At 60.6% G+C, this 20,228-nt stretch carries 20 protein-coding genes; 8 read left to right on the forward strand and 12 right to left on the reverse strand.

Annotated elements, in window-relative coordinates:
• Positions 1 to 14 precede the first annotated feature (14 nt).
• Both KFK14_RS17865 and KFK14_RS17870 read right to left on the reverse strand, forming a co-directional pair.
• Entirely contained in the window at positions 15 to 1,535 is a 1,521-nt protein-coding gene (locus KFK14_RS17865; protein WP_212608614.1) for a fumarate hydratase, read from the reverse strand.
• 157 nt (positions 1,536 to 1,692) lie between these two features.
• Positions 1,693 to 2,151, reverse strand: coding sequence for a response regulator transcription factor (locus KFK14_RS17870; protein WP_212608615.1), 459 nt, complete (start codon positions 2,149 to 2,151; stop codon positions 1,693 to 1,695).
• 38 nt (positions 2,152 to 2,189) lie between these two features.
• Here KFK14_RS17870 and KFK14_RS17875 point away from each other — a divergent pair, with 38 nt between their 5' ends.
• Complete coding sequence (locus tag KFK14_RS17875) at positions 2,190 to 2,711, forward strand: BLUF domain-containing protein (protein WP_212608616.1); 522 nt, start codon at positions 2,190 to 2,192, stop codon at positions 2,709 to 2,711.
• Positions 2,712 to 2,727: 16 nt separating this feature from the next.
• Here the strand turns inward: KFK14_RS17875 and KFK14_RS17880 are convergent, their stop codons facing one another.
• On the reverse strand, positions 2,728 to 4,014 hold the full coding sequence (locus KFK14_RS17880; RefSeq protein WP_212608617.1) for a Xaa-Pro dipeptidase: 1,287 nt from the start codon (positions 4,012 to 4,014) through the stop codon (positions 2,728 to 2,730).
• 470 nt (positions 4,015 to 4,484) lie between these two features.
• Here KFK14_RS17880 and KFK14_RS17885 point away from each other — a divergent pair, with 470 nt between their 5' ends.
• Positions 4,485 to 4,682 (forward strand): hypothetical protein, encoded by a 198-nt coding sequence (locus tag KFK14_RS17885; protein WP_246524690.1) that lies wholly within the window; start codon positions 4,485 to 4,487, stop codon positions 4,680 to 4,682.
• Here KFK14_RS17885 and KFK14_RS17890 read toward each other — a convergent pair.
• From KFK14_RS17890 to KFK14_RS17905, 4 genes are all read right to left on the reverse strand, one after another.
• Entirely contained in the window at positions 4,648 to 5,157 is a 510-nt protein-coding gene (locus tag KFK14_RS17890; protein ID WP_246524691.1) for a MarR family transcriptional regulator, read from the reverse strand. The two genes, KFK14_RS17885 and KFK14_RS17890, sit on opposite strands and share 35 nt — an antisense overlap.
• 32 nt (positions 5,158 to 5,189) lie before the next feature.
• Positions 5,190 to 5,606, reverse strand: coding sequence for a hypothetical protein (locus tag KFK14_RS17895; RefSeq protein WP_212608618.1), 417 nt, complete (start codon positions 5,604 to 5,606; stop codon positions 5,190 to 5,192).
• Between the two features lie 48 nt (positions 5,607 to 5,654).
• On the reverse strand, positions 5,655 to 6,032 hold the full coding sequence (locus KFK14_RS17900) for a hypothetical protein (protein WP_070155133.1): 378 nt from the start codon (positions 6,030 to 6,032) through the stop codon (positions 5,655 to 5,657).
• A gap of 74 nt (positions 6,033 to 6,106) precedes the next feature.
• The gene (locus KFK14_RS17905) at positions 6,107 to 6,568 is read right to left on the reverse strand and encodes a helix-turn-helix domain-containing protein (protein ID WP_212608619.1); all 462 of its coding nucleotides are present in this window, start codon (positions 6,566 to 6,568) and stop codon (positions 6,107 to 6,109) included.
• A 238-nt stretch (positions 6,569 to 6,806) separates the two neighbouring features.
• Here KFK14_RS17905 and KFK14_RS17910 point away from each other — a divergent pair, with 238 nt between their 5' ends.
• Together KFK14_RS17910 and KFK14_RS17915 are read left to right on the forward strand one after the other, a co-directional pair.
• Positions 6,807 to 8,378: a flavin monoamine oxidase family protein gene (locus tag KFK14_RS17910; protein ID WP_212608620.1), complete on the forward strand. Its 1,572-nt coding sequence runs from the start codon at positions 6,807 to 6,809 to the stop codon at positions 8,376 to 8,378.
• A 36-nt stretch (positions 8,379 to 8,414) separates the two neighbouring features.
• Positions 8,415 to 8,921, forward strand: coding sequence for a RidA family protein (locus KFK14_RS17915; RefSeq protein WP_212608621.1), 507 nt, complete (start codon positions 8,415 to 8,417; stop codon positions 8,919 to 8,921).
• A gap of 82 nt (positions 8,922 to 9,003) precedes the next feature.
• On the opposite strand, the gene acs is transcribed toward KFK14_RS17915, so the two are convergent.
• The 5 genes from acs to KFK14_RS17940 form a co-directional block, all read right to left on the reverse strand.
• Positions 9,004 to 10,947 carry an acetate--CoA ligase gene (gene acs, locus KFK14_RS17920; RefSeq protein ID WP_212608622.1) on the reverse strand — a complete coding sequence of 648 codons (1,944 nt, stop codon included), beginning with the start codon at positions 10,945 to 10,947 and terminating at the stop codon, positions 9,004 to 9,006.
• A 20-nt stretch (positions 10,948 to 10,967) separates the two neighbouring features.
• Complete coding sequence (locus KFK14_RS17925) at positions 10,968 to 12,926, reverse strand: TonB-dependent receptor plug domain-containing protein (protein WP_425516691.1); 1,959 nt, start codon at positions 12,924 to 12,926, stop codon at positions 10,968 to 10,970.
• A 219-nt stretch (positions 12,927 to 13,145) separates the two neighbouring features.
• Complete coding sequence (locus KFK14_RS17930) at positions 13,146 to 13,529, reverse strand: response regulator (protein ID WP_212608623.1); 384 nt, start codon at positions 13,527 to 13,529, stop codon at positions 13,146 to 13,148.
• A complete protein-coding gene (locus KFK14_RS17935; RefSeq protein WP_246525064.1) occupies positions 13,526 to 16,015 on the reverse strand; it encodes a CHASE3 domain-containing protein in 2,490 nt (829 codons plus the stop codon). Before KFK14_RS17935 ends, KFK14_RS17930 begins: the two co-directional genes overlap by 4 nt.
• Positions 16,015 to 16,659, reverse strand: a complete 645-nt coding sequence (locus KFK14_RS17940) for a response regulator transcription factor (RefSeq protein ID WP_246524692.1) — start codon at positions 16,657 to 16,659, stop codon at positions 16,015 to 16,017. The genes KFK14_RS17935 and KFK14_RS17940 overlap by 1 nt, the downstream gene beginning before the upstream one ends.
• A gap of 123 nt (positions 16,660 to 16,782) precedes the next feature.
• Between KFK14_RS17940 and KFK14_RS17945 the strand changes: the two genes are divergently transcribed.
• From KFK14_RS17945 to KFK14_RS17960, 4 genes are all read left to right on the forward strand, one after another.
• Positions 16,783 to 17,442, forward strand: coding sequence for an Hpt domain-containing protein (locus KFK14_RS17945; protein ID WP_212608625.1), 660 nt, complete (start codon positions 16,783 to 16,785; stop codon positions 17,440 to 17,442).
• Positions 17,443 to 17,567: 125 nt separating this feature from the next.
• Positions 17,568 to 18,542: a hypothetical protein gene (locus KFK14_RS17950; protein ID WP_212608626.1), complete on the forward strand. Its 975-nt coding sequence runs from the start codon at positions 17,568 to 17,570 to the stop codon at positions 18,540 to 18,542.
• A 14-nt stretch (positions 18,543 to 18,556) separates the two neighbouring features.
• A complete protein-coding gene (locus KFK14_RS17955) occupies positions 18,557 to 19,027 on the forward strand; it encodes a hypothetical protein (RefSeq protein ID WP_212608627.1) in 471 nt (156 codons plus the stop codon).
• Positions 19,024 to 20,190: a DUF11 domain-containing protein gene (locus KFK14_RS17960; protein WP_246524693.1), complete on the forward strand. Its 1,167-nt coding sequence runs from the start codon at positions 19,024 to 19,026 to the stop codon at positions 20,188 to 20,190. The genes KFK14_RS17955 and KFK14_RS17960 overlap by 4 nt, the downstream gene beginning before the upstream one ends.
• The last annotated feature ends 38 nt before the right edge of the window (positions 20,191 to 20,228 follow it).

Below are 20,228 nucleotides of genomic sequence, written 5' to 3' on the forward strand. Positions count from 1 at the left end.
CGGCCGCCCCGGCGTTATGCGCCTTCGAGAAGCTTTTCCTTCTTGATCTTGTCCCGCCAAACGAGGGGCGCGAGATGGTGGACGCTCTCACCCGCGCTATCGACCGCGACGGTGACGGGCATGTCCTGCACCTCAAACTCATAGATCGCCTCCATGCCCAGATCATGGAAGCCGACGACCTTGCTGCCCTTGATCGCCTTCGCCACCAGATAGGCCGCGCCGCCGACCGCCATCAGATAGGCGGACTTGTGGTCGCGGATCGCGTCAATCGCCATCGGGCCACGCTCTGCCTTGCCGACCATGGCGAGGAGGTTCTGCTCCAGCATCATGCGGGTGAACTTGTCCATGCGCGTCGCGGTGGTGGGACCGGCGGGGCCGACCACTTCCTCGCCCACCGGATCGACCGGGCCGACATAATAGATGACGCGCCCGGCGAACTCGACCGGCAGAGGCTCACCCGCGTCCAGCATATCCTTGATCCGCTTGTGCGCGGCGTCGCGGCCGGTCAGCATCTTGCCGTTCAGCAGCAGGCGGTCGCCATGCTTCCAGCTCTGCACGACTTTCGGCGTCAGCGTGTCGAGATCGACGCGGATCGCCGCCTTGTCCGGCGTCCAGTTGACGTCCGGCCATTCGCTGAGCTTGGGCGCCTCCAGATAGGCGGGGCCGGAGCCGTCGAGCGTGAAATGGGCGTGGCGGGTGGCGGCGCAGTTGGGGATCATCGCGACCGGCTTGCCCGCGGCGTGACAGGGCGCATCCATGATCTTGACGTCGAGGATGGTGGACAGGCCGCCCAGCCCCTGCGCGCCGATGCCGAGCGCGTTCACCTTGTCGAAAATCTCGATGCGGAGCGCTTCGATATCGTTCTGCGGCCCGCGCTTCTTGAGCTGGCCCATATTGATCGGCTCCATCAGCGCCTTTTTGGCGAGGTGGACGCAGTGTTCGGCCGTGCCGCCAATGCCGATGCCCAACATGCCGGGCGGGCACCAGCCTGCGCCCATCTGCGGGATCATCTCCAGCACCCAGTCGACGATGGAGTCGCTGGGGTTCATCATCTTGAACTTCGACTTGTTCTCGGACCCGCCGCCCTTGGCCGCGACATCAACGGTCACTTTGGAGCCGGGCACCATCTCGACATGCAGGACAGACGGCGTGTTGTCCTTCGTGTTGCGGCGCGTGAAGGCGGGATCGGCGAGAACCGAGGCGCGCAGCTTGTTTTCCGGGTGGAGGTAGGCGCGGCGCACGCCCTCATCGACGATTTCCTGCAGCGACTTGGACGTCACGTCCATGCGGCAGTCCATGCCCCACTTCACGAACACATTGACGATGCCGGTGTCCTGGCAGATCGGGCGATGCCCCTCCGCGCACATGCGGCTGTTGGTCAGAATCTGCGCGATGGCGTCCTTCGCGGCGGGGGACTGTTCCGCCTCATAGGCCTCACCCAGCGCCCGGATATAATCCATCGGGTGATAGTAGGAGATGAACTGGAGCGCGTCCGCGACGCTCTCGATCAGGTCGGTTTCCTTGATAACGGTCATAAGGCCGGAATCCCTCGCTCTGCTGCATGTGCGTTGGGCGGGGCTATACGCCTTTGAAACCGGCTGTCCAGATAGTGGAAGATAGAGAACAGGACAGAACCGGGCGCGCGTAACGGAATGGGACGTGCGCCTGATGCGTCGTGGAGATTAAAGGATATTATTTCAGCAAGCCGCCGCCTTTTGCAGACGCAACCAAACCATTCCAGCCAGAGAATGCGTCCCGCACCGCCTGACGTCCAAGGATGGGAAACCGCTTTGCTGGCCCGCGCTTCTTGGCGGCCTGATGGATGGAGCGCACCAGCCGCGCCTTCTCATCCACGATCCGGGACTTTTCAAGGCATGCGACCGCGCCCAGCTTCAGAGCGTCCGCATGCTGTTCAGCATTTCCCGAAATGACGACGATCCCGCGCACGGCCGATGTGAATTTCTCGATCAGGGGAAGCCCAGCGGCATCGGGCAAATTGAGATCGAGGGTAATGACATCAATCTGCTTCCCAGCGAGCGTGGCGGAAGCCTCCTCGAAAGATGCGGCTTCCGCCACGACTTCCATGCCGCGCTGATCGGCGAGGAGCAGCTTCACCATATGCCGGGCGACGGCGCAATCGTCGACTGTCATGACTCTTATCAACCGCATCTCGCCCCTTCCGCGTTACGATGGCGTTAACCATTTGTGCGAATGCTGCGTTGCAAAAAAAGAGGCAATTAGACATTCGTCGTAAGGCGAACCGATCTGGATTTTTCAATGCCGTTCCTTATGGTGCCGGCATGCGCACGGGTCTGAATTCATGGCTGTATATCAGCGAAAGCACCTTGAGTTTCGGCGAGACGCCTTCAGCGATAGAGGCCATCATTAAAGTCTCGCGTTCGCGCAATGCGACACTGGACGTCACAGGAGCGCTGCTCTTTTCCGGGACGCGGTTCGTGCAATTTCTGGAAGGGCCATTCGACAGCATTTCGGCGCTGCAAGCCAGCATCAGGAATGATGCGCGGCACAGGAATGTGACGACGTTAAGCGTCAGGGTTCTCAATGAAAGACAGTTTGGCGGCTGGGCGCTCGCCTTTGAAGGCGAATCCGCTTTTGTCGAAAAGGTTCTGGATAAGGCGATGACGCATCATCAGGCAGGATCGCGTCAGGGCGTCGACAGCCTTCTCACCCTGTTAAAACGCTTTTCCTGACGGCGGCCCGCTACGGTCAGCGCACCACTTCACCGCCCTTCATGACATGATCGACATGTTCGAGCGCGCCGACATCCGCCAAAGGATCGGCGGCGACGGCAATCATGTCGGCATAACGGCCAGGCGCGATGGCCCCCACATCGGCAGACCATTCCAGCAGGTCCGCCGCGACCACCGTCGCCGCCTGGATCGCCTGCATCGGCGTCATGCCGTACCGGACCATATATTTGAACTGACGGGCATTTAGGCCGTGCGGATAGACGCCGGCATCCGTGCCGAAGCTGATCTTCACGCCGGCCTTCACAGCCTTGCGGAATCCCTCGCGTTGCGCATCGGTGGTTTCCCGATTTTTGCGGAGATGATCCTCCGGCCATCCCTCTTTGGCGCCGATTTCATTGATATAGTCGCCATTATAGACATCCATGTCGAGAAACACGCCTTTGGCTTTTGCCAGAGCGATGCCCTCATCGTCGATCAGCGACGCATGCTCGATTGCGCGGACGCCCGCACGGATGGCGGCCTTGATGCCCTCCGCCCCATGCGCATGGGCTGTAACCCAGCCGCCATTCGCCTTCGTGGCGTCAACGGCGGCGCGCATCTCCTCGTCCGTCAGTTCCTGCACGCCAGGCTCGGTCCCTTCCGCAAGAACCGCCCCGGTGGCGATCAGCTTGATTGAGTTGACGCCATGCCGGAACAGATAATTGACCTTCAGCCGCGTATCATTGGCATCGGTAACGACACCCACGCGCATATCGTCGGGAATTTTCACGTCCGGGGCAAAACCGGTCACTTCACCGCCGCCGCCCGGAACGGTGACATAGGCGCCGACCACATTCATTCGCGGACCCATTACGTCGCCCCGGTTGATCGCTTTGCGCAGTTCAACATCGCTGAACGCCCGGAAACAGCCCACATCATGCACTGTCGTAAAGCCCGCCATCAACGTAGCGCGCGCATTGCGGACGCCGACATAGGCGATTTCCTGCTGGCTGTGGAGCAACGGCTCCGCGACGTTGTTCGTCTGCCCCCAATCGGCAAGATGCGTGTGCATATCGATCAGACCAGGCAACACGGTAAAGGCGGACCAGTCGACAAGCTTCGCCCCTGCAGGCGGAGGCGTATAGGGCGTAACGGAAACGATACGGCCATCGTCAATACGGATAAGGCGGTCGGTCAGAACCTCTCCCTTTTCCGTGTCGACCATCCTGCCGGCCCGCACATACTGTGTTTCGGCAAAGGCGGGGCCGCAAACCAGGGCTGCCGCCATCACGGCCACAACGGCTTTTATGGGATAATTTTTCATGGCCGTTGCTCCATTCGATTGCCTGCAGCACTCACCATACCGGTTAAACTATTGTCAGCAATGCGCTTTATCTGTTCGTCAATCTGCCCTGGCTCTGACGGCGGTCATGGGCTTCACCATGAAAGGCCATGCCGCCTGTGGCTGACGCTGCCGTCAGGCGAGACTATACAGGCATTGGAGCATTCAGATAGCTGTTCCGTTCCACGCGCCGGCCGCGCCCGGTCCGGACGCTGGCTGGCGTCAAGATCAGGAACGCCATCCTCTATCCAGTCCTGAAGACCTTCACTTACGCATATGGCGCAAGCCGGGCGGCAATAGTGACCCAGTTTGCAACGTCGACCATCGTCTCATTGCTTTCGGCGCGCCGACATGGTTCTTGCGCACTATAAGGATACCAAAGATGACTCGGAAACCGGTCCGGCGCGCAACGCCATCCCCATCCGGCGTCAGCGACCATGGAGTTCCGCCAAATGGTGGGGATGGCAATATCTAACGACACCACAGGCGGCGCGAAGCCGGAAGTGGCGGACATCGCCCGGCGGGCGGAGGCGATAGCGTTGATGCTCGACGCCCTGGCCATGCTGGACAGCATGGGCGAACATCTGGCGGCCTCGCATCTGAGCCTCGCGATCATCAGCCTTGGCGGGGAGCCGCCATTTCCTGAGTGACCGGCGAAGTTCCGCCAGAAATGCGGGCAAGATAGGCAGCCATATCGGCAAATGCCTGTGGCTCAATGTGGATGAAAAAGCGCCTGCGGTCTTCATGGTCGGCCGTGCGGCCGATCAATCCCGCGTCAGTCAGATGTTTGATCCAGCGCAACGCCGTGCTGGAGGGCACCCGCGCGGCAACGCATAGACTGCTGACGGACACCCGTTTCCTTTCGGCCGCGGCGACGAAAAGGTCGAGCAGGATATGCCAGGCGGGATCAGAGAAGGATGCGGGACCGAAAAACGCGCCCCGCAGATCGCTTTCCTTCAGCAACCGGCGCGCGACAAGCGCCAGATTGCTGCCCTCGCCATCTGTGAAGATTTTCGACCGCCGGTCGCCATCGCCGCCCTCGCGCGAGATGCTGTCCATATCGTCCAGCAAATTGCGCAGACGCGCTCTGGCCTGCGCAATTTGCGCGGGATTACCGATATCCACTTCATTATCCTTCTAAACTTTGGCGACCCGGCCTATGCGCGCCTGAGTTCGGCGCGACGGTCCAGCAATGTGCCGACCACCATCACGAACAGCATGGGTACGCCCCATATGCTGATCATCGCGTAATAGGCCTGACCGAGAACCACTGGCGACAGCATGATGGCGAGGTGCGCCGCAACCGTGTTGAGTTGAAACGCAGCACACCAGATCGGCCACCGCCTCGTGCTCAGGAGAGCTATGACGAGCAGGCCGATAAATACCATCAAATCCACCAGGAAAAGCACAGGGATGGCCTTGCCGTAGGATGGCATCAATTTGCTGAGCGCCCAGGACATGGGCCATGTCGACAGCAGGATGCCGCCGCCCCATCGTCCCGTCCGCCCGCCATAAAGGGCGACGTAGAGGCACGAAACGACCACCGCGATGGTGAAAGCGATTGCGACGATCACGGCTTGACCGGACCATGATATGCCGAGCCGGTCAAGCCGAATTATCCTCTATGCCACAGCCTGCAGATGCGGTTCATTCACCTGGCTGTTCGGCGGGGGCAAGCATCCCCAGTCGGTTTCCGCCTGATTAGTCTGCATGCGTATGCCGGTCGCCGTGCGATGGGCGGTGATAAACTCCTCGCGGCTCTCGATCATGGTCGACGCGCATTTGTTGAGGCCGTTGAAAAGCTTCTGCCCCTTTTCGGGCGCAAGTCCAATGTCGCGGGCGGTTTCGATCATATTGGCATTCAGCCGGAGGGTCTCGACGACGGCGGCGTCCAGGTTTGCGTAGATAGTCTTGATCTGATCAGTCAGCGCCTTTCCACGGCGATAATCCAGGTGAAGTTCGCTCTTGGCCGAACGATTGGCCCGTTGGATCTGAGGCATGCAAATTCTCCCTCGCGCCGACGCATCGGCACGTCAAATGGATCGACGATGTGGTGGTCTGGATGGGTTTCGGATCAAGAAACCATGTAGTTGATCCAATACCCGGCGGCGACCAGAGCGCCGACAGAGCCGGCAGAGATCACCGCAACACGCAGTATTGCGAATATTTTCTGATTGATGGTCAGGTCATGACGGTCTCCCCCTATGGGAGGGAGGAAAGGAACCGGCGACCGCCGCATTTCCTGTCCACCCTCGCCCCCAGCAGATGGGTCCATAATGGGGGAAAGGAGGGGTTGGGCAATGGGTGCCGCTTGGCTACCCGAAGTCTGGGGATGCGCATTTTCATAAGCCGCCAGCATTCGCGCGGCCTCGCCCCGTGACGAAACGCGCAATGTCTTGATCGCGGCTTTCAAATGCTGGTCAACGGTGAGAGGTGAAATGCCCAACAGGCGAGCAATGCCCTTCGAGTTATGCCCGGAAACGACCAGACGCAGGCAGTCGCGCTGTCTCTCGGTGAGTTGCTCTATATCATCCACGCGGAGGCCGTAACAAATCCCGGCATCGAAATCGATCCGCTCATTGCGCCGTTGCGGCCGTTACGGACATGATGTTTTAAGGAGGAAATCACCATTCTCGCTGCTGCTTGACCGCTCATTAACCACGCACTAGCCTCGCTGTATCAACCGGTTCGAGGGGCGTAACGGGTATGATTCCATCCAAGCAGACAGGTGTCGCCGACAAGAAGGCGGAAAAGCTTTTCAGGGGGGTGGGCGCATGAGCATCACCCGCCGCGATTTCCTGAACCAGGTCGCCATCGCTGGCGGCTATGCCGCAACCTTTTCCGCCATGCAGGCTCTGGGCATGATCCCGCGCGCGGAGGCATCGACGCTGCCGTCGATGCCCGCCGATTTCGGCAAGGGGCGCAAAGTCGTCATTGCTGGCGGCGGAATAGCGGGCCTGACCGCTGCCTATGAACTGCGCAAGGCGGGATTCGAACCTGTCGTGCTGGAGGCTGCAAAGCGCCCCGGCGGACGCAACTGGACAGCGCGCAAAGGCACGACGGTCGAATTCATCGACGGTACGAAACAGGAATGTTCGTGGGACGAAGGGCATTATTTCAACATGGGGCCGGCCCGCCTGCCGTCCATCCACAAGCATGTGCTGGGATATTGTTCCGAACTGGGCGTCGAACTTGAAGTTGAGATCAACACATCCCGCTCCGCGCTGATGCAGTCGGCCGCGATGAATGGCGGCAAACCCGTTGAACAGCGCCGGGTGATGCATGACACGCGCGGGCATCTTGCGGAGTTGCTGGCCAAGGCCATCGATCAGCACACGCTGGACGACCTCATGACGCCGGAGGAGCTGAAGAAGCTGCGCTATTTGGTCAAGGGCTTCGGCGACCTTGACGCGGACATGAAATATAAGGGCACAGAGCGCGGCGGATATGCGGTCGCGCGCGGCGCTGGACCGGTCCAGCAGAAATTCCACACGCCTATTCCTTTGTCGGAACTGCTTGAAGCCGACATGACCAAAGGGGAATTTTACGAGGAACATATTGATTGGCAGGCGACGATGTTCCAGCCGGTCGGCGGCATGGACCGCATCCCATACGCCTTTGCCGCGTCGCTGGGCGATATCGTCCGCTATGAGTCCCCGGTGAGCGAGATCCGGAACACCGCCCGGGGTGTGGAGGTAACCTGCACCCAAAGCGGCAAACCGGTAAAGCTGCACGCCGATTTCTGCATATGCACCATGCCCGCGCCGATCCTGAAAAGCGTAAAGGGCCTTTCTCGCCAGACGATCGCCGCCGCCACTGCGATCAAGGCGAATGCGCTTTACAAGGTGGCGTGGGAAGCGCCGCGTTTCTGGGAAAAGGAAAATAACATCTATGGCGGTATCTCTTTCCTGAAGGAGATGGTGGACCTGGTTTGGTATCCCAGCGCGAAGCTTTTCTCTGACAAAGGCGTAATCGTTGCCGGCTTCAATCTTGAAAGAGAGGATGACGGTTCGCTCACGCCATTCGGGAAGCTCGACATGAGCGGCAAGCTCGCAGAATCTCGCCGTTCAGTTGAAATTCTTCATCCCGGTCATGGCGGCGACCTGACAAAGCCGATCTACATCAACTGGGCGCAGATACCGTATCAATTGGGCTGCGTTGGCCAGACCGATTTGCCGGATGCCCAGGCTGCCTACGCGCAACTTAACGAACCGGACGGACGAGTCTGGTTCGCGGCGGACTGGCTAAGCCGTCTTACCGGATGGCAGGAGGGGGCCATTCTTTCGGCTCACCGCGCCATCGCCGGTATCGCTGGCCATGTGAAAGGAACCGCGGCGGCAGCATGATGCTGAGCCGCCCAAACCCGGCAAGGAGTTTTTAGGATGAAGAAGGCATATATTGTTGCAGCGGCACTGGCCGGCCAACTGGCATTCGCGGGCCAAGCCTTAGCCGCGGGCATTGAACGGCATACCAATCCGCCACCCGCGATCATCCTTGACGGCGTGACCATTCCGCCCAATTCCGAAATCGTGATCCTCAGCGGCGCGATTGCTTCCCCCATCGAGGAGGGGAAAACCGACAGTTTCGAGGCGTTCGGCGATACGCATACCCAGGCCGTCAACACCTTCACCAAGATAAAGGCTTCGCTGGCGAAAATCGGCTATTCCATGTCCGACATCGTGAAGCTGACCGTGTTCGTCGCCGGTGACCCGAAACTGGGAGGCAAGATGGATTTTGCCGGGTTCAACGCCGCTTATAAGGAATTTTTCGGAACGGCGGAAAATCCCAACCTCGCCGCCCGCTCCACGGTTCAGGTGGCGGGGCTGGCCGGGCCCTATTTCCTTATCGAGATAGAGGCGATCGCCGCAAAGGCTCCCAAAGGGAAATAACCTGCGGGCGAGAGTTGCGCCCAGAAAATAGGAAGCATCAAGTAGCGGCGCACAATCGGCGCCGCTACTTTCATTTCATTTCCTAACCTACACGGTTCGCCACCAGATTATCGACAACCGACGGATCGGCCAAAGTCGAGGTGTCGCCCAGCGCTTGCGGAGAGACTTCACCCTCCGCAATCTTGCGCAATATCCGCCGCATTATCTTGCCGGAACGGGTTTTGGGCAAGCCTGGCGCGAACTGCACGACATCCGGCGTTGCGATTGGGCCAATTTCCGTACGAACCCATTTGATTAGCGCCTTGCGCAACTCCTCGCTCGGCTCCTCATTCGCATTCAGCGTCACATAGGCGTAAATGCCCTGCCCCTTAATGTCGTGCGGCATGCCGACCACAGCGGCCTCCGCGACAGTCTCATGCAGCACCAGCGCGCTTTCCACCTCGGCCGTGCCCATGCGATGGCCGGACACGTTGATGACATCATCGACCCGCCCGGTGATCCAGTAATAGCCGTCAGCATCGCGCCGCGCGCCATCCCCGGTCGTATATTTGCCGGGGAAAGTCGAAAAATAGGTCTGGAAGAATCGATCATGATCGCCATAGACCGTCCGCATCTGGCCCGGCCACGACCGGGCGATGACGAGGTTGCCCTCACAGGCGCCATCGAGGATTTTGCCATCGCCGTCCACGATCTGTGGTTCGACGCCCGGCATGGGCAATGTTGCGCTGCCCGGCTTGAGATCGGTCGCGCCGGGCATCGGCGCGATCATCGCTGCGCCTGTCTCGGTCTGCCACCAGGTGTCGATGATCGGGCAGCGCCCCTCACCCACAACGCTATGATACCAGCGCCAGGCTTCGGGGTTGATCGGTTCGCCCACCGTGCCGAGCAGGCGGATCGACGACCGGTCCACCGAGGTAACGAAATCATCGCCCTCTTTCATAAGCGCGCGCAGCACGGTCGGCGCGGTGAACACCGTATGCGCCTTGTGCCGTTCGGCGACTTGCCAGATGCGGCTTGGCGTCGGCCAGTTCGGCAACCCTTCATACATCAACGTCGTCGCGCCATTCGCAAGCGGACCGTAAACGATATAGGAATGGCCCGTCACCCAGCCAATGTCGGCCGCGCACCAGTAGACGTCGCCCGGCCTGTAATCAAAACACAGCTCATGCGTCAGGCTCGCCCATAGCAGGTAACCGCCAGTCGTATGCAGGACGCCTTTCGGTTTACCGGTCGAACCGGACGTATACAGGATAAAGAGCGGGTCCTCGGCGGACATAGGTTCAGCGGGGCATTCAGAAGAAACCTTTGCGGTTTCTTCGTCAAGCCATAAGTCGCGGCCCGGCTCCATTGCAATCGCGCCGCCGGTCGCCTTCACGACGATCACCTTCCGCACCGAATTGCAATGCTTCAGCGCCTCGTCGACATTGGTTTTCAGCGGAACCTTCTTGCCACCACGCCGGCCTTCGTCGGCGGTGATGACGATATTGGAATCGCAATCCGTAATCCGGCCGGCAAGCGCTTCCGGCGAAAACCCGCCAAACACGACGCTGTGTATGGCGCCGATGCGCGCACAGGCGAGAAGCGCGAAGGCGGCCTCCGGGATCATCGGCATGTAGACGGTAACCCGGTCGCCCTTCTTCGCGCCCGCGCCTTTCAGCACATTGGCGAAACGGCAGACATTTTCATGAAGCTCGCGATAGGTGAAGATACGCGGCGTTTCGCTGGGATCATCCGGCTCCCAGATAATCGCAACGTCATCAGCGCGTGTCGCCAGATGCCGGTCGATGCAATTGGCGGACACGTTAAGCACGCCATCGGCGAACCACTTGATGCCGAAATCGCCCTCGGCAAAGCTGCTCTCATTCGCCCTGGACGGCGGCGTCACCCAATCGAGACGGCGCGCCTGCTCCAGCCAATAGCCCTCACCATCGTCAAGCGAACGGGCATGATCGGCAGCGCGGCGATTCTTCGTCATCGAAGTGCCAGAGGACCATTCTGCGGGCACTGGAAAAAGATTTTCGGACATTTGCTGCTGCTACTCCTGGCCTAATAAGAAAATCCAAAACCAATCCACAATGTGCGCGGCGTGCCCAGATCCATTGATCCTCCGACATTGCGCGTCACGACAGTCGCGTCGAAAAGATTCTCTCCACGCGCCGTCAGGGCCATGCCATGACCGAGCGGCAGTTTTACAACAGCATCCATCGTGAATGCATCCGGCAATATGTCGGTCTGCAGGTCATCCTCATATTGCTTCGCCACATAGCGTAGCGTGGTTGAGAGAGACGGTCCTGTTTCCGATTGCCAGGCGATAGTCGCGCTGGCGGCATGGCGCGGACTTTGCAGGGGCGTGAAACCGTTGAACAACTGCCCCGGCGCCTTCACGGTGCTGTAGCTGTAGGCATAGGAGCCCGACAGAGACAGGGCCGGCGTCAGGTGCGCGCTCGCCGTCACCTCCACGCCCTTGGCGACAATGGCGTCGACATTCTCGCGGATGCGGGTCGTCGCGTTAATCGTCCGGTTGGAAATAGCGTTGTCGAGCCGGTTATAGAAGGCGGTGAGGCCCAGCGTCACGCCTTTTACCGGCGTCAGGTCGACGCCAGCCTCCACGCCCTTCAGCTTTTCCGGCACCAACGCCGCGTTCGCCTGCGTCGTGATCGGAAAGACCGTGAACGGGCGGTAGAGTTCGTTGAGGGTCGGCAGCCGGAAGCCGGTATAGCCCGCACCGCGCAGCGCCACCGCATCGCTCAGCCGAAACAGAGCGCCAGCGCGGCCACTGAACTGCCAGTCGCTGCGGTCGGCATAGCGCGTATCGCCGGTGACGGTTCCGGCCGGGTTGCGCGTTTCGAAGAAGCCGTCAGTGATCGTCCATCGGTCGGCGCGCGCACCGCCGGTCAGGATCAGGCGGCCGATCGTCCAGTCATCCTCGACGAAGAAGCCGGTGGTGCTCTGCTTTCCGCCCGCATGGCGGCGCGCCGTCACCGGATTGGCCGCGAGATTGGCGTTATAGGCGACCTCATACATATCGCCGTTCGACAGGCGCGTATCGACGCCCACCCGCAGGACATGCGCATCACCGACGGGCGGCCGGATTTCAATCTTGCCGCCCAGACCCGTCGAAGGCGTGTTGCGCTGGTCGAGCGACTTACGGAAAGTTGACGAGCTGATGACGATGTTGCTGAAGTTGCGCGCCTGGATATAGGCTAGGGCATCCACCTTCCACGGCCCACGCGCGACGAAGCGGATGCTGCCATCCTGGCCCTGGCTCATACTGTCCGCGCCTGCGAAGCGCAGCGTACGGTCGTCATGAAAGACAAGGCCTCGAAACTGGACTTCCATATCGGGCGAGAGCGGTGCGACGGCGCGCAGGCCGACCGACCAGCCATCATAGGCGGCGGGCGCGGTGGCGGCGACGCGCTGATCGCGCGGTGTTGTCAGGAAGCCATCGCCGCGGTCCCACCGGCCCGACAGCGAGATGAAGCCGTTGCCGACATCGGGCGTGAAGCTTGCCGAAACTTCGGTCGCGTCCTTGCTGCCGTAAAAGGCGCTGCCGGATACCGTGGGAAGCTCCTCCCGCGTGGCGCTCGCCAGCTCGATCGATCCGGCAACCGCCCCGGCGCCGAATGCGCCGACCCCACCACCGCGCGTCACCCGCACCATGGAAAGCCGGTCGGGGACCAACGCGCTGAACGGGATATAGCCGAAGAAAGGATCGGCCATCGGAACACCGTCCAGAATCACCAGGGTACGGCTGGACGCATTGCCTCCAAGGGCGCGCAAGGTCGCGCCCTGCGCCGACGGGTTGGCCGAACGGCTGTCCGAACGGCGGAACTGCTGGAAGCCCGCAACATCGCCCAGCACGCTTTCAATCCGGCCGGATGCGGAATTGGTCAATCGATCACGATCTATTGTCACTGACCCATAGGCGGGCGTGCCGGGGGGCAGAGGCAGGCCCTGGCCAAGAACCACGATGTCCGAGCTTGTATCGACCGGCTCCTGAGCCATTGCGGAGCAAGAAACGGCAAAGCCTGAAAACAGGCAGAGAATTGCTGGCAAACTATCGGCCGGTTTCATCATTATCCTTACTGCTCCTCCCCTGGCCCTCCCCCTTACGAACGAAGGCAGCGCCCGTCGATAGGACACTGCCTCCAAACGCCATATTGTTCCTTGGGTCATGAAGCCGGTCGGCGACCCGCTCATTCGGGCACGGGTAGCGCCCAATTGCTACCGCTCGGAATATTCCCGCACGGTCCTTGCCAAGCTCATAGGGTCAAAGGGCTTGCTTATCACACCGATCGCCCCGGCATCGACATAGCGCTTCATGTCGTCCTGCCGCGCGCTTGCCGTCACGAAAACGACGGGTACGGCGCGAACATCCTCCCGCGCCCGCATCGCGCCGAGCATATCCATGCCGGACATGCCGGGCATCATCATGTCGATCAGCGCAATGTCGGGAATCCAGCCATCGCGACCCAGCAATTCAAGCCCCTCATACCCGGATTCGGCCAGTTTGACGTCCATGGCCTCATCCAGCCCCAGCGCCATTTCCACAATGATCCTGATATCCGGTTCATCATCCACATAGAGGATTTTCAGCCGTTCAGTCATAGGCCCTCCTCTCCCTTCCGACGCTCCACGATAGACAGCACAGTTTCGACAAGATTTGGCAACGAGCGTTTGGATTTCGTCAGCACCGCCTCAACATCCCGCGCCAGCGCCAGTCCACCATCCTGTGCGGAATAGATGATGACGGGCGTCGCAGGCCCCTGCCGCGCGTTCAGATCAGCCAATATATCATGACCCGATCCGTCCGGCAGGGCCAAATCTATGATCGCTATGTCCACCCGGTGCTCCGCAAGGAATGCGCGGGCGGAGGCCACGTCCGTCGCCTGGGCTATCCGCGCAAGGCCGCTCAACGCCTTGGCGGTGATTTCCAGCAGATCGCTGTCATCATCGACATGCAATACCAGGGGGATATGCCCGGAGGTGCGCTTGATAGCGGATTCGATTGCGTCACTCAGGCGCGCAGATTGTATCGGCTTTTCTATCCAGTCGATAATGTCGAGCGAGGCTGTCTGCGCCGCCTCCAGCGGCGGATCTTCGCTGGAGATCGCGATGACCGGCAAATTCCGGGCGCGGGGATGCGACCGTATCACTCCCAGAAGGGGCAATGCGTCATCAGCGGCAAACTGAAAATCCAGGACCATCGCGACGTAGGACCGGCCCTCAATCGCCGCCAGAGCAGCCTCCGGTGAACTGACGGCATCCGCGCGGATCTCACGCTCGGCGAAACCAGCGCTTATCGTTTCTGCGCCGACCGCATCGGCATAGACCAGCAGGCGGGGAGCACCATTCAGGTCCTCCTGCCCGGTCAGAACATTCCATAGAGGAATGTTGAAGGCAAAGACGCTTCCTCCGCCAGCCGCATCCTCCAGCCAGATGTCGCCGCCATGATTCCGCACAATCTCACGCGAAATCGCCAGGCCAAGGCCCGTACCCTGCGTGGCGGAGGTCGAGGAGCCCAGACCCTGAGCGAAGCGGGTGAACAAACGCTCCCTGAGACCGGGTTCAATGCCAGGCCCCTGATCCGCGACCCTGATGTTTGCATGGCTTCCCTGCGTTCCGCAGAGCACCGAGACAGTGGACCCTTCCGGAGAAAATTTTACGGCATTGGACACCAGATTGGTAACAACCTGTATAAGGCGATCGCCGTCGCCGCGAACGATGACGGGACCATCACTCTCACCAATCTCTATGCGGATATTCCGCGTGGCCGATAGACCGCGCATCGCATCCGCCGCCTTCTCCACGATCGTCCGCAGATCAAGCGGCTGGAAATCGAACGTCATCTGGCCGGACTGTAGTTTCTCCACATCCAGCAGATCGTTCACGATGCGGATAAGCCGGTTCGCATTGCTCTCCGCGATGACCACCAATCGCTGCGCGCCTGGCGCAAGCTCCTCCGCGACACCGCCGCGCAGCAGACCCAAAGAGCCGACAATGGACGTAAGCGGCGTGCGAAGTTCATGGCTTACTGTGGACAGGAACTGGTCCTTCATCCGTTCGATTTTCTCTCGCTCGGAAATATCGCTGAACGATGCGACGATATGGATGCCATCCTCCAGAGGCATGACGCCCAACGTGATATCCACAGGCACGACGCTGCCATCACTTCTACGCGCCCCGACATTCGGGCGGGAGGGTTCGGCTATATGATCGCCGGTAACGCCCAGCCGGTCCAGAAAGGCCCCCTCTCCCGGCGCGATATTGGCGATGATGGAGATATCCCTGCGCAAAAGGTCCGTGGAGGGATAACCGAACAGATGTTCAGCCGCTGGATTGAGGATTTCCATGCTGCCGCTGGGATTGATCAATATCACCGGGCTTGGCGTATTCTTGAAGATCGCGGTCTGGCGGGTCAGGTGATCCATCGCTTGCCGCTGCGCGGTATAGCTGTCCCGGCGGCTTGCCCACAGCATATAGGCAATGATGAAGGCAGCTAATGAGGCAAGCGCCACACCACCCCATATGATTTCAAGGGTGTGGACCGTCCGGTTGCTTTCCGATTCCAGATCCTGCGCAAGCGCCGCATTCCTTGCCATCACCATCTTGGACACATGCGTACGCAGCGAGTCCATAAGCTGCTTGCCGCGGCCATCCATGACCACGCTCGCCGCAGCATTTAGCCCCTGCCGCTGCCTGACGTCGATGACCCGCTTCATCTCGACAAATTTCTGCTCGATCAATTGGCGCAATATCTGGAGATCTCGCGCCGTTCCCGGCTCGTTTTTCAGCAACTGGCTCAGATTGGCCAGCGTACCGTCCATTTCGCGGAGCGCCTTATTATAGGGCTGCAGGAAATCGGGATTACCGGTGATGACATAGCCGCGCTGACCGGTTTCTCCGTCCTTCATTTCCGAAAAGACCGATTCAATGGCCAGCCGCTGCCGGAAGGACAGATTGACGGCAGCGGTCGTATCCGCTGTGCGCCGATATTCAGTGCCAAACCATAACGCAGTCGAAACGAGTGCAATCGAGATAAGAGCGGCCACAAGCAGATTACGCCAGAGATTAGGCGTTCCACCGGCCATCATCACGTGCCCTTGTCCTCCGGATTGAAGAAGGCTCGAACCGCCAACATCGCCTGAAGCCGGTTATTAACCTCCAGCTTCCTGAATATTGCGGTCAAATGTGCCTTTATGGTTGCTTCGGAAAGATCCAGGTCGCCCGCAATCTGTTTGTTGAGATGCCCGCGAGCGAGCGCTGAAAGCACGCGCATCTGGGCGGTGGTAAGGCTCTCAATCCGTTCCTTCAGCTTTGTGAGGTCCCCTGTCGTCCCAAGATTCGCAGGGAAAACGATCTTTCCATTCAACAGGGTTTCGATGGATCGCGCCAATTCATCGAGCGGCTGGGTTTTGGAAAGAAAGCCGGCGGCGCCAATGGCGCGCGCGGCAGTGACAATCGCTTTCTCATCATGGGCGGAAATGATGGCGATGGGCGTCGTGCCCAATACATGCTGCATCCGGAAGAAGCCGGAAAAGCCGTCACTGTCAGGTAACCGGTAATCCAGCAGCATCAATCGATAGGCTTTGTGCGCGCGCACTGCGGTTTCCGCCGCCTCTATGCTGTCGACCGCATCGACAATCATGCCCGGAAAGCGCGCACGAATTGCTATCTGCAATCCTTCACGGACCAGCGGATGATCATCCGCCAACAATATTCGCCCCTCACGCACCATATTTTTGACCGCCTCAGCAGGTAGTGCCGCTTTTTCAAAAACATGCTCCCTTGACGAACGCCTGTCGAGGATTAATCAAGCAGATCGAACCAGAATGGCACTACTGGTGATTTTGAGGCGACAATGAGCCAGCAAAGCGCGCTTACCGTCTTGAGCCGTGACGACGCCCTGCAGCAGTGGATTACTGGCGTATTGGCGCCCTTCGGATGGTCGTGCCTGCAGGCTTCGGATATAGAGGCTGCGGCGGCCCATGCGAAGGACGGCGCGGCGATCATCCTGCTGGACGGCGCTGCGGGCGCAAAAACCATAGCCGCCGCGATTACCGAAATACGCGCATTACCTGGTTTCGCGGCTGGAATACCCGCCATCTTGTATGCGGAGGCCGATTTTGAGCCTGTGGGCGGCATGAACGATCGGATCGATCCACCGTTGGACCAGGCCCGGTTCATGGCCATGCTGGAAAATTGGAGCGGGCCTGTGTCGGACCATCCCTTCCGTGATGCCGAAAACCCGCAATATCGGATGGTCCGGCTGGCCGGGCGGGAGCGCGCCGCTTCGCTGTTTGCCGGTTTCGCCCGGTCGCTTACGGAGGCGTTGAACGCTCTGGACGAGGGACAGAATATCGGGCGTATCGCGCACAATATTGCGGGCATGGCGGGCACCATGGGATTTGCCGCCCTCAGCAAGCAATGGTCCACGGTCGATCACGGAGATTTGACGGCCCTTCCGGCCGCCCATGAAGCGGCTCGCAAGGTCCTCGAAAGCCTCAACCGGAGCGCATAATCCCCCGTGAAAAAGGAACGGCGGACTAGACGTTAGTCGAACTGTACCCTTTTCGTTCCGATTGTTGCTGAATTTGTTAACTCCGAAAGCCCCTTCATTCCCCGGTATTCCAGCGGGAACATTGAATGCGGGCGGTTATAACAGGGAAATGGCGGCAAAGGGCGCATGCTTCGGCATTCTGCGCAGCCCTTTTGCTGTGCGCCGCCTCCCCGGCCCGCGCACAGGCGTCGGCCGGCGCCCAGATCACCAATGTCGCATCGCTCCATTTCTCCGTGGATGGCGAGAACGCCAGCATTTCCTCAAATCTGGTCGCCACGCGCGTTGGCGAGATATTGGATGTCAGACTACAGGCGCTGGGCACAGGCACGGTTGAGGTATCGACCGGAGAGGCGGATCGCGGCATTCCCTTCCTGCTCACCAACAGCGGCAATGGCAGTGAAGCCTTTGTCCTGAGCGCCACGGCGGGCGGCGCGGCGTTGCCCGCCGGCACTTTGTTCATCGATGCCGACCGCAACGGCGAATTCGACCCGGCGATCGATACCGCCATAGGCGCGGGCGGAGCAACGCCGGAAATTGGCCCCGGCGTGACCCTGCAACTGCTCGTCATCATCCCCGCGTCGAACCAGGCCGGCGCGGGCGTCATCTCGCTTCACGCCCAATCCGCCACGGGCGCCGGCGCACCCGGCACGACCTTCGCAGGGCGTGGCGACAATGGCACTGACGCAGTCGTCGGATCGACATCCGCAGCCGCCGCAGCGGAAACCCCTTTCACTGCGACGGAGGCCGACGCCAGCGTCGTCAAGTCGCAGCAGGTCGTCGCGCCCGATGGAACTTCCTCCCCCGTGTCGGGCGCGACGATCACCTACCGGCTGGAAGTCGTCACCCGCTCGTCCGCGCGGCTGACCGCCGCGCAACTGGCCGACCCCATTCCCGCGGGCACGACCTATCTGCCCGGATCGCTCAAAATTGACGGCGCATCGCTCAGCGACGCCGCTGATGCCGACAATGGCCGTTTCGAAGGTTCCTCCATCCTTGTCGCCCTTGGCGACATTGATCAGCCCACGACCCGCGTCGTGACATTTCAGGTGAAAATCCAATGAACAGGATATCCATCATGCGCTTTCCTATTGGCCTGTGCACGGCCGTCGCCGCTTTGACGGCCGCCCCGGCCTTCGGCGCCGGGCTGACCGTCACCAACACCGTATTCGCGCAGCAGCGATCGACCGCGCCCGACGGCACCACCAGGATTGCCCTGACGCCCGCCACACGGGTCACGCCCGGCGACCGCGTGGTCTATCAACTCGCTTACCGCAATGGCGGTGCGCAGCCGATCGAGGGCTTGACCCTCAACAACCCATTGCCGGATGCGCTGGCCTATCGTGGACCGGCGCAGGGATCGCCCGCGCCCGAAGTGTCGGTAGACGGCAAGACCTATGGCCCTCTCGCGACGCTTAAAGTGCGCGGGGCGGATGGTGCCTGGCACGCTGCTCGGCCGGAAGATGTCACCCATGTCCGCTGGCGCATCGCCAACGCCCTCCCCGCAGGCGCGGCCGGCAAGGTCGCCTTCGAAGCCGTTCTGAAATGACCGGACAAACCTTTCCCACATTCCGGCCGCTGGGCTTCGCATCGATTTTGAAACAGGAGATTTCCGTGTTCAAGGCAATCACGAAGATTGCAATGCTGTCCGCGGCGGCCGCGATCTCGGCCTGGAGCGGCGCGGCGCAGGCGGCGGGCACAACCGCCGGCACGAGCATCGCGAACACCGCAAGCGTCACCTATACGGTCGGCGGCTCAACCCAGACGGCGCAGTCGAATACTGCGACCTTCCTGGTCGACCGCAAGGTCAACCTGACGGTTACGGAAGTCGGCGGCACGGCAACCTCCACCGCGATCGGCGCGACTGATCAGGTCACCACGTTTCAGGTTACCAACCTCACAAACGCGGTTCAGGACTTCATCCTGACACCTGATCAGCAAAGCGTGTCGCTGCCAATGCTCGGCACCGACAATTTCGATGTCACCAACATGCGCGTGTTCGTCGATTCCAACGGCAACGGCACCTATGATGCGGGCGTCGACACCGCCACTTTCATCGATGAGCTGGCGGCCGATGCCTCGGTTACGGTATTCATCGTCGCAAATATCCCGAACACCGCCGGTGCGGATGTCGCGATCGTTTCGCTCGTGGCGCAAGCGGCGGCTGGCGGTCAAAGCGGCACGCAGGGCGCGGCGCTCGTCGCCACATCCCTGTTGACCGCAGACTCTCCGACGACCGTCGATATCGTCTTTGCCGATAGCGCGGGTTCGCTGAACGACCCCGCCCGCGATGGCAAAGGCCGGGCTTTTGACAGCTACAAGATCGCGACTGCCGCAATCTCCATGACGAAAACGGCTACTGTCGTCAGCGATCCACTTAATCTGGGCGTAAATCCAAAAGCGATCCCAGGGGCGGTGATTGAATATTGCCTTACCGTCACCAACGCGGGTCCGGGTACGGGAACCGGCGTGATCCTGGCCGACGCCGTGCCCGCCGGCACGACCTATATCTCCAATTCGCTCAATGTGGGCGCACCGGGCATCGCCGGGGCCTGCACCCTTGCCGGCTCGACGGAGGATGACGACACCAGCGGCGCTGACGAGAGCGATCCTTATGGCGGATCATTCGACGGCACCACAGTCAGAGCGAATATCTCCTCGCTCGGCGTGAACGCGCCGGTCGCGGCGGCCTTCCGCGTCACCGTCAACTGACGATCATGAAACCGTGGTTCTGGCCTCCGGCGTATCCA

The organism is Sphingobium phenoxybenzoativorans (assembly GCF_018286635.1).
GTDB lineage: Bacteria > Pseudomonadota > Alphaproteobacteria > Sphingomonadales > Sphingomonadaceae > Sphingobium > Sphingobium phenoxybenzoativorans.

Excerpts from the sequence above, each read along its gene's own strand:
- KFK14_RS17925 (WP_425516691.1), bottom strand. The coding sequence starts at position 12,926 with ATGGCTCAGGAGCCGGTCGATACAAGCTCGGACATCGTGGTTCTTGGC.
- KFK14_RS17955 (WP_212608627.1), top strand. The coding sequence starts at position 18,557 with ATGCGCTTTCCTATTGGCCTGTGCACGGCCGTCGCCGCTTTGACGGCC.
- acs (WP_212608622.1), bottom strand. The coding sequence starts at position 10,947 with ATGTCCGAAAATCTTTTTCCAGTGCCCGCAGAATGGTCCTCTGGCACT.
- KFK14_RS17950 (WP_212608626.1), top strand. The coding sequence starts at position 17,568 with ATGCGGGCGGTTATAACAGGGAAATGGCGGCAAAGGGCGCATGCTTCG.
- KFK14_RS17930 (WP_212608623.1), bottom strand. The coding sequence starts at position 13,529 with ATGACTGAACGGCTGAAAATCCTCTATGTGGATGATGAACCGGATATC.
- KFK14_RS17900 (WP_070155133.1), bottom strand. The coding sequence starts at position 6,032 with ATGCCTCAGATCCAACGGGCCAATCGTTCGGCCAAGAGCGAACTTCAC.
- KFK14_RS17880 (WP_212608617.1), bottom strand. The coding sequence starts at position 4,014 with ATGAAAAATTATCCCATAAAAGCCGTTGTGGCCGTGATGGCGGCAGCC.
- KFK14_RS17865 (WP_212608614.1), bottom strand. The coding sequence starts at position 1,535 with ATGACCGTTATCAAGGAAACCGACCTGATCGAGAGCGTCGCGGACGCG.
- KFK14_RS17885 (WP_246524690.1), top strand. The coding sequence starts at position 4,485 with ATGGTGGGGATGGCAATATCTAACGACACCACAGGCGGCGCGAAGCCG.
- KFK14_RS17870 (WP_212608615.1), bottom strand. The coding sequence starts at position 2,151 with ATGACAGTCGACGATTGCGCCGTCGCCCGGCATATGGTGAAGCTGCTC.
- KFK14_RS17940 (WP_246524692.1), bottom strand. The coding sequence starts at position 16,659 with ATGGTGCGTGAGGGGCGAATATTGTTGGCGGATGATCATCCGCTGGTC.
- KFK14_RS17935 (WP_246525064.1), bottom strand. The coding sequence starts at position 16,015 with ATGATGGCCGGTGGAACGCCTAATCTCTGGCGTAATCTGCTTGTGGCC.
- KFK14_RS17915 (WP_212608621.1), top strand. The coding sequence starts at position 8,415 with ATGAAGAAGGCATATATTGTTGCAGCGGCACTGGCCGGCCAACTGGCA.
- KFK14_RS17910 (WP_212608620.1), top strand. The coding sequence starts at position 6,807 with ATGAGCATCACCCGCCGCGATTTCCTGAACCAGGTCGCCATCGCTGGC.
- KFK14_RS17945 (WP_212608625.1), top strand. The coding sequence starts at position 16,783 with ATGAGCCAGCAAAGCGCGCTTACCGTCTTGAGCCGTGACGACGCCCTG.
- KFK14_RS17960 (WP_246524693.1), top strand. The coding sequence starts at position 19,024 with ATGACCGGACAAACCTTTCCCACATTCCGGCCGCTGGGCTTCGCATCG.
- KFK14_RS17875 (WP_212608616.1), top strand. The coding sequence starts at position 2,190 with ATGGCGTTAACCATTTGTGCGAATGCTGCGTTGCAAAAAAAGAGGCAA.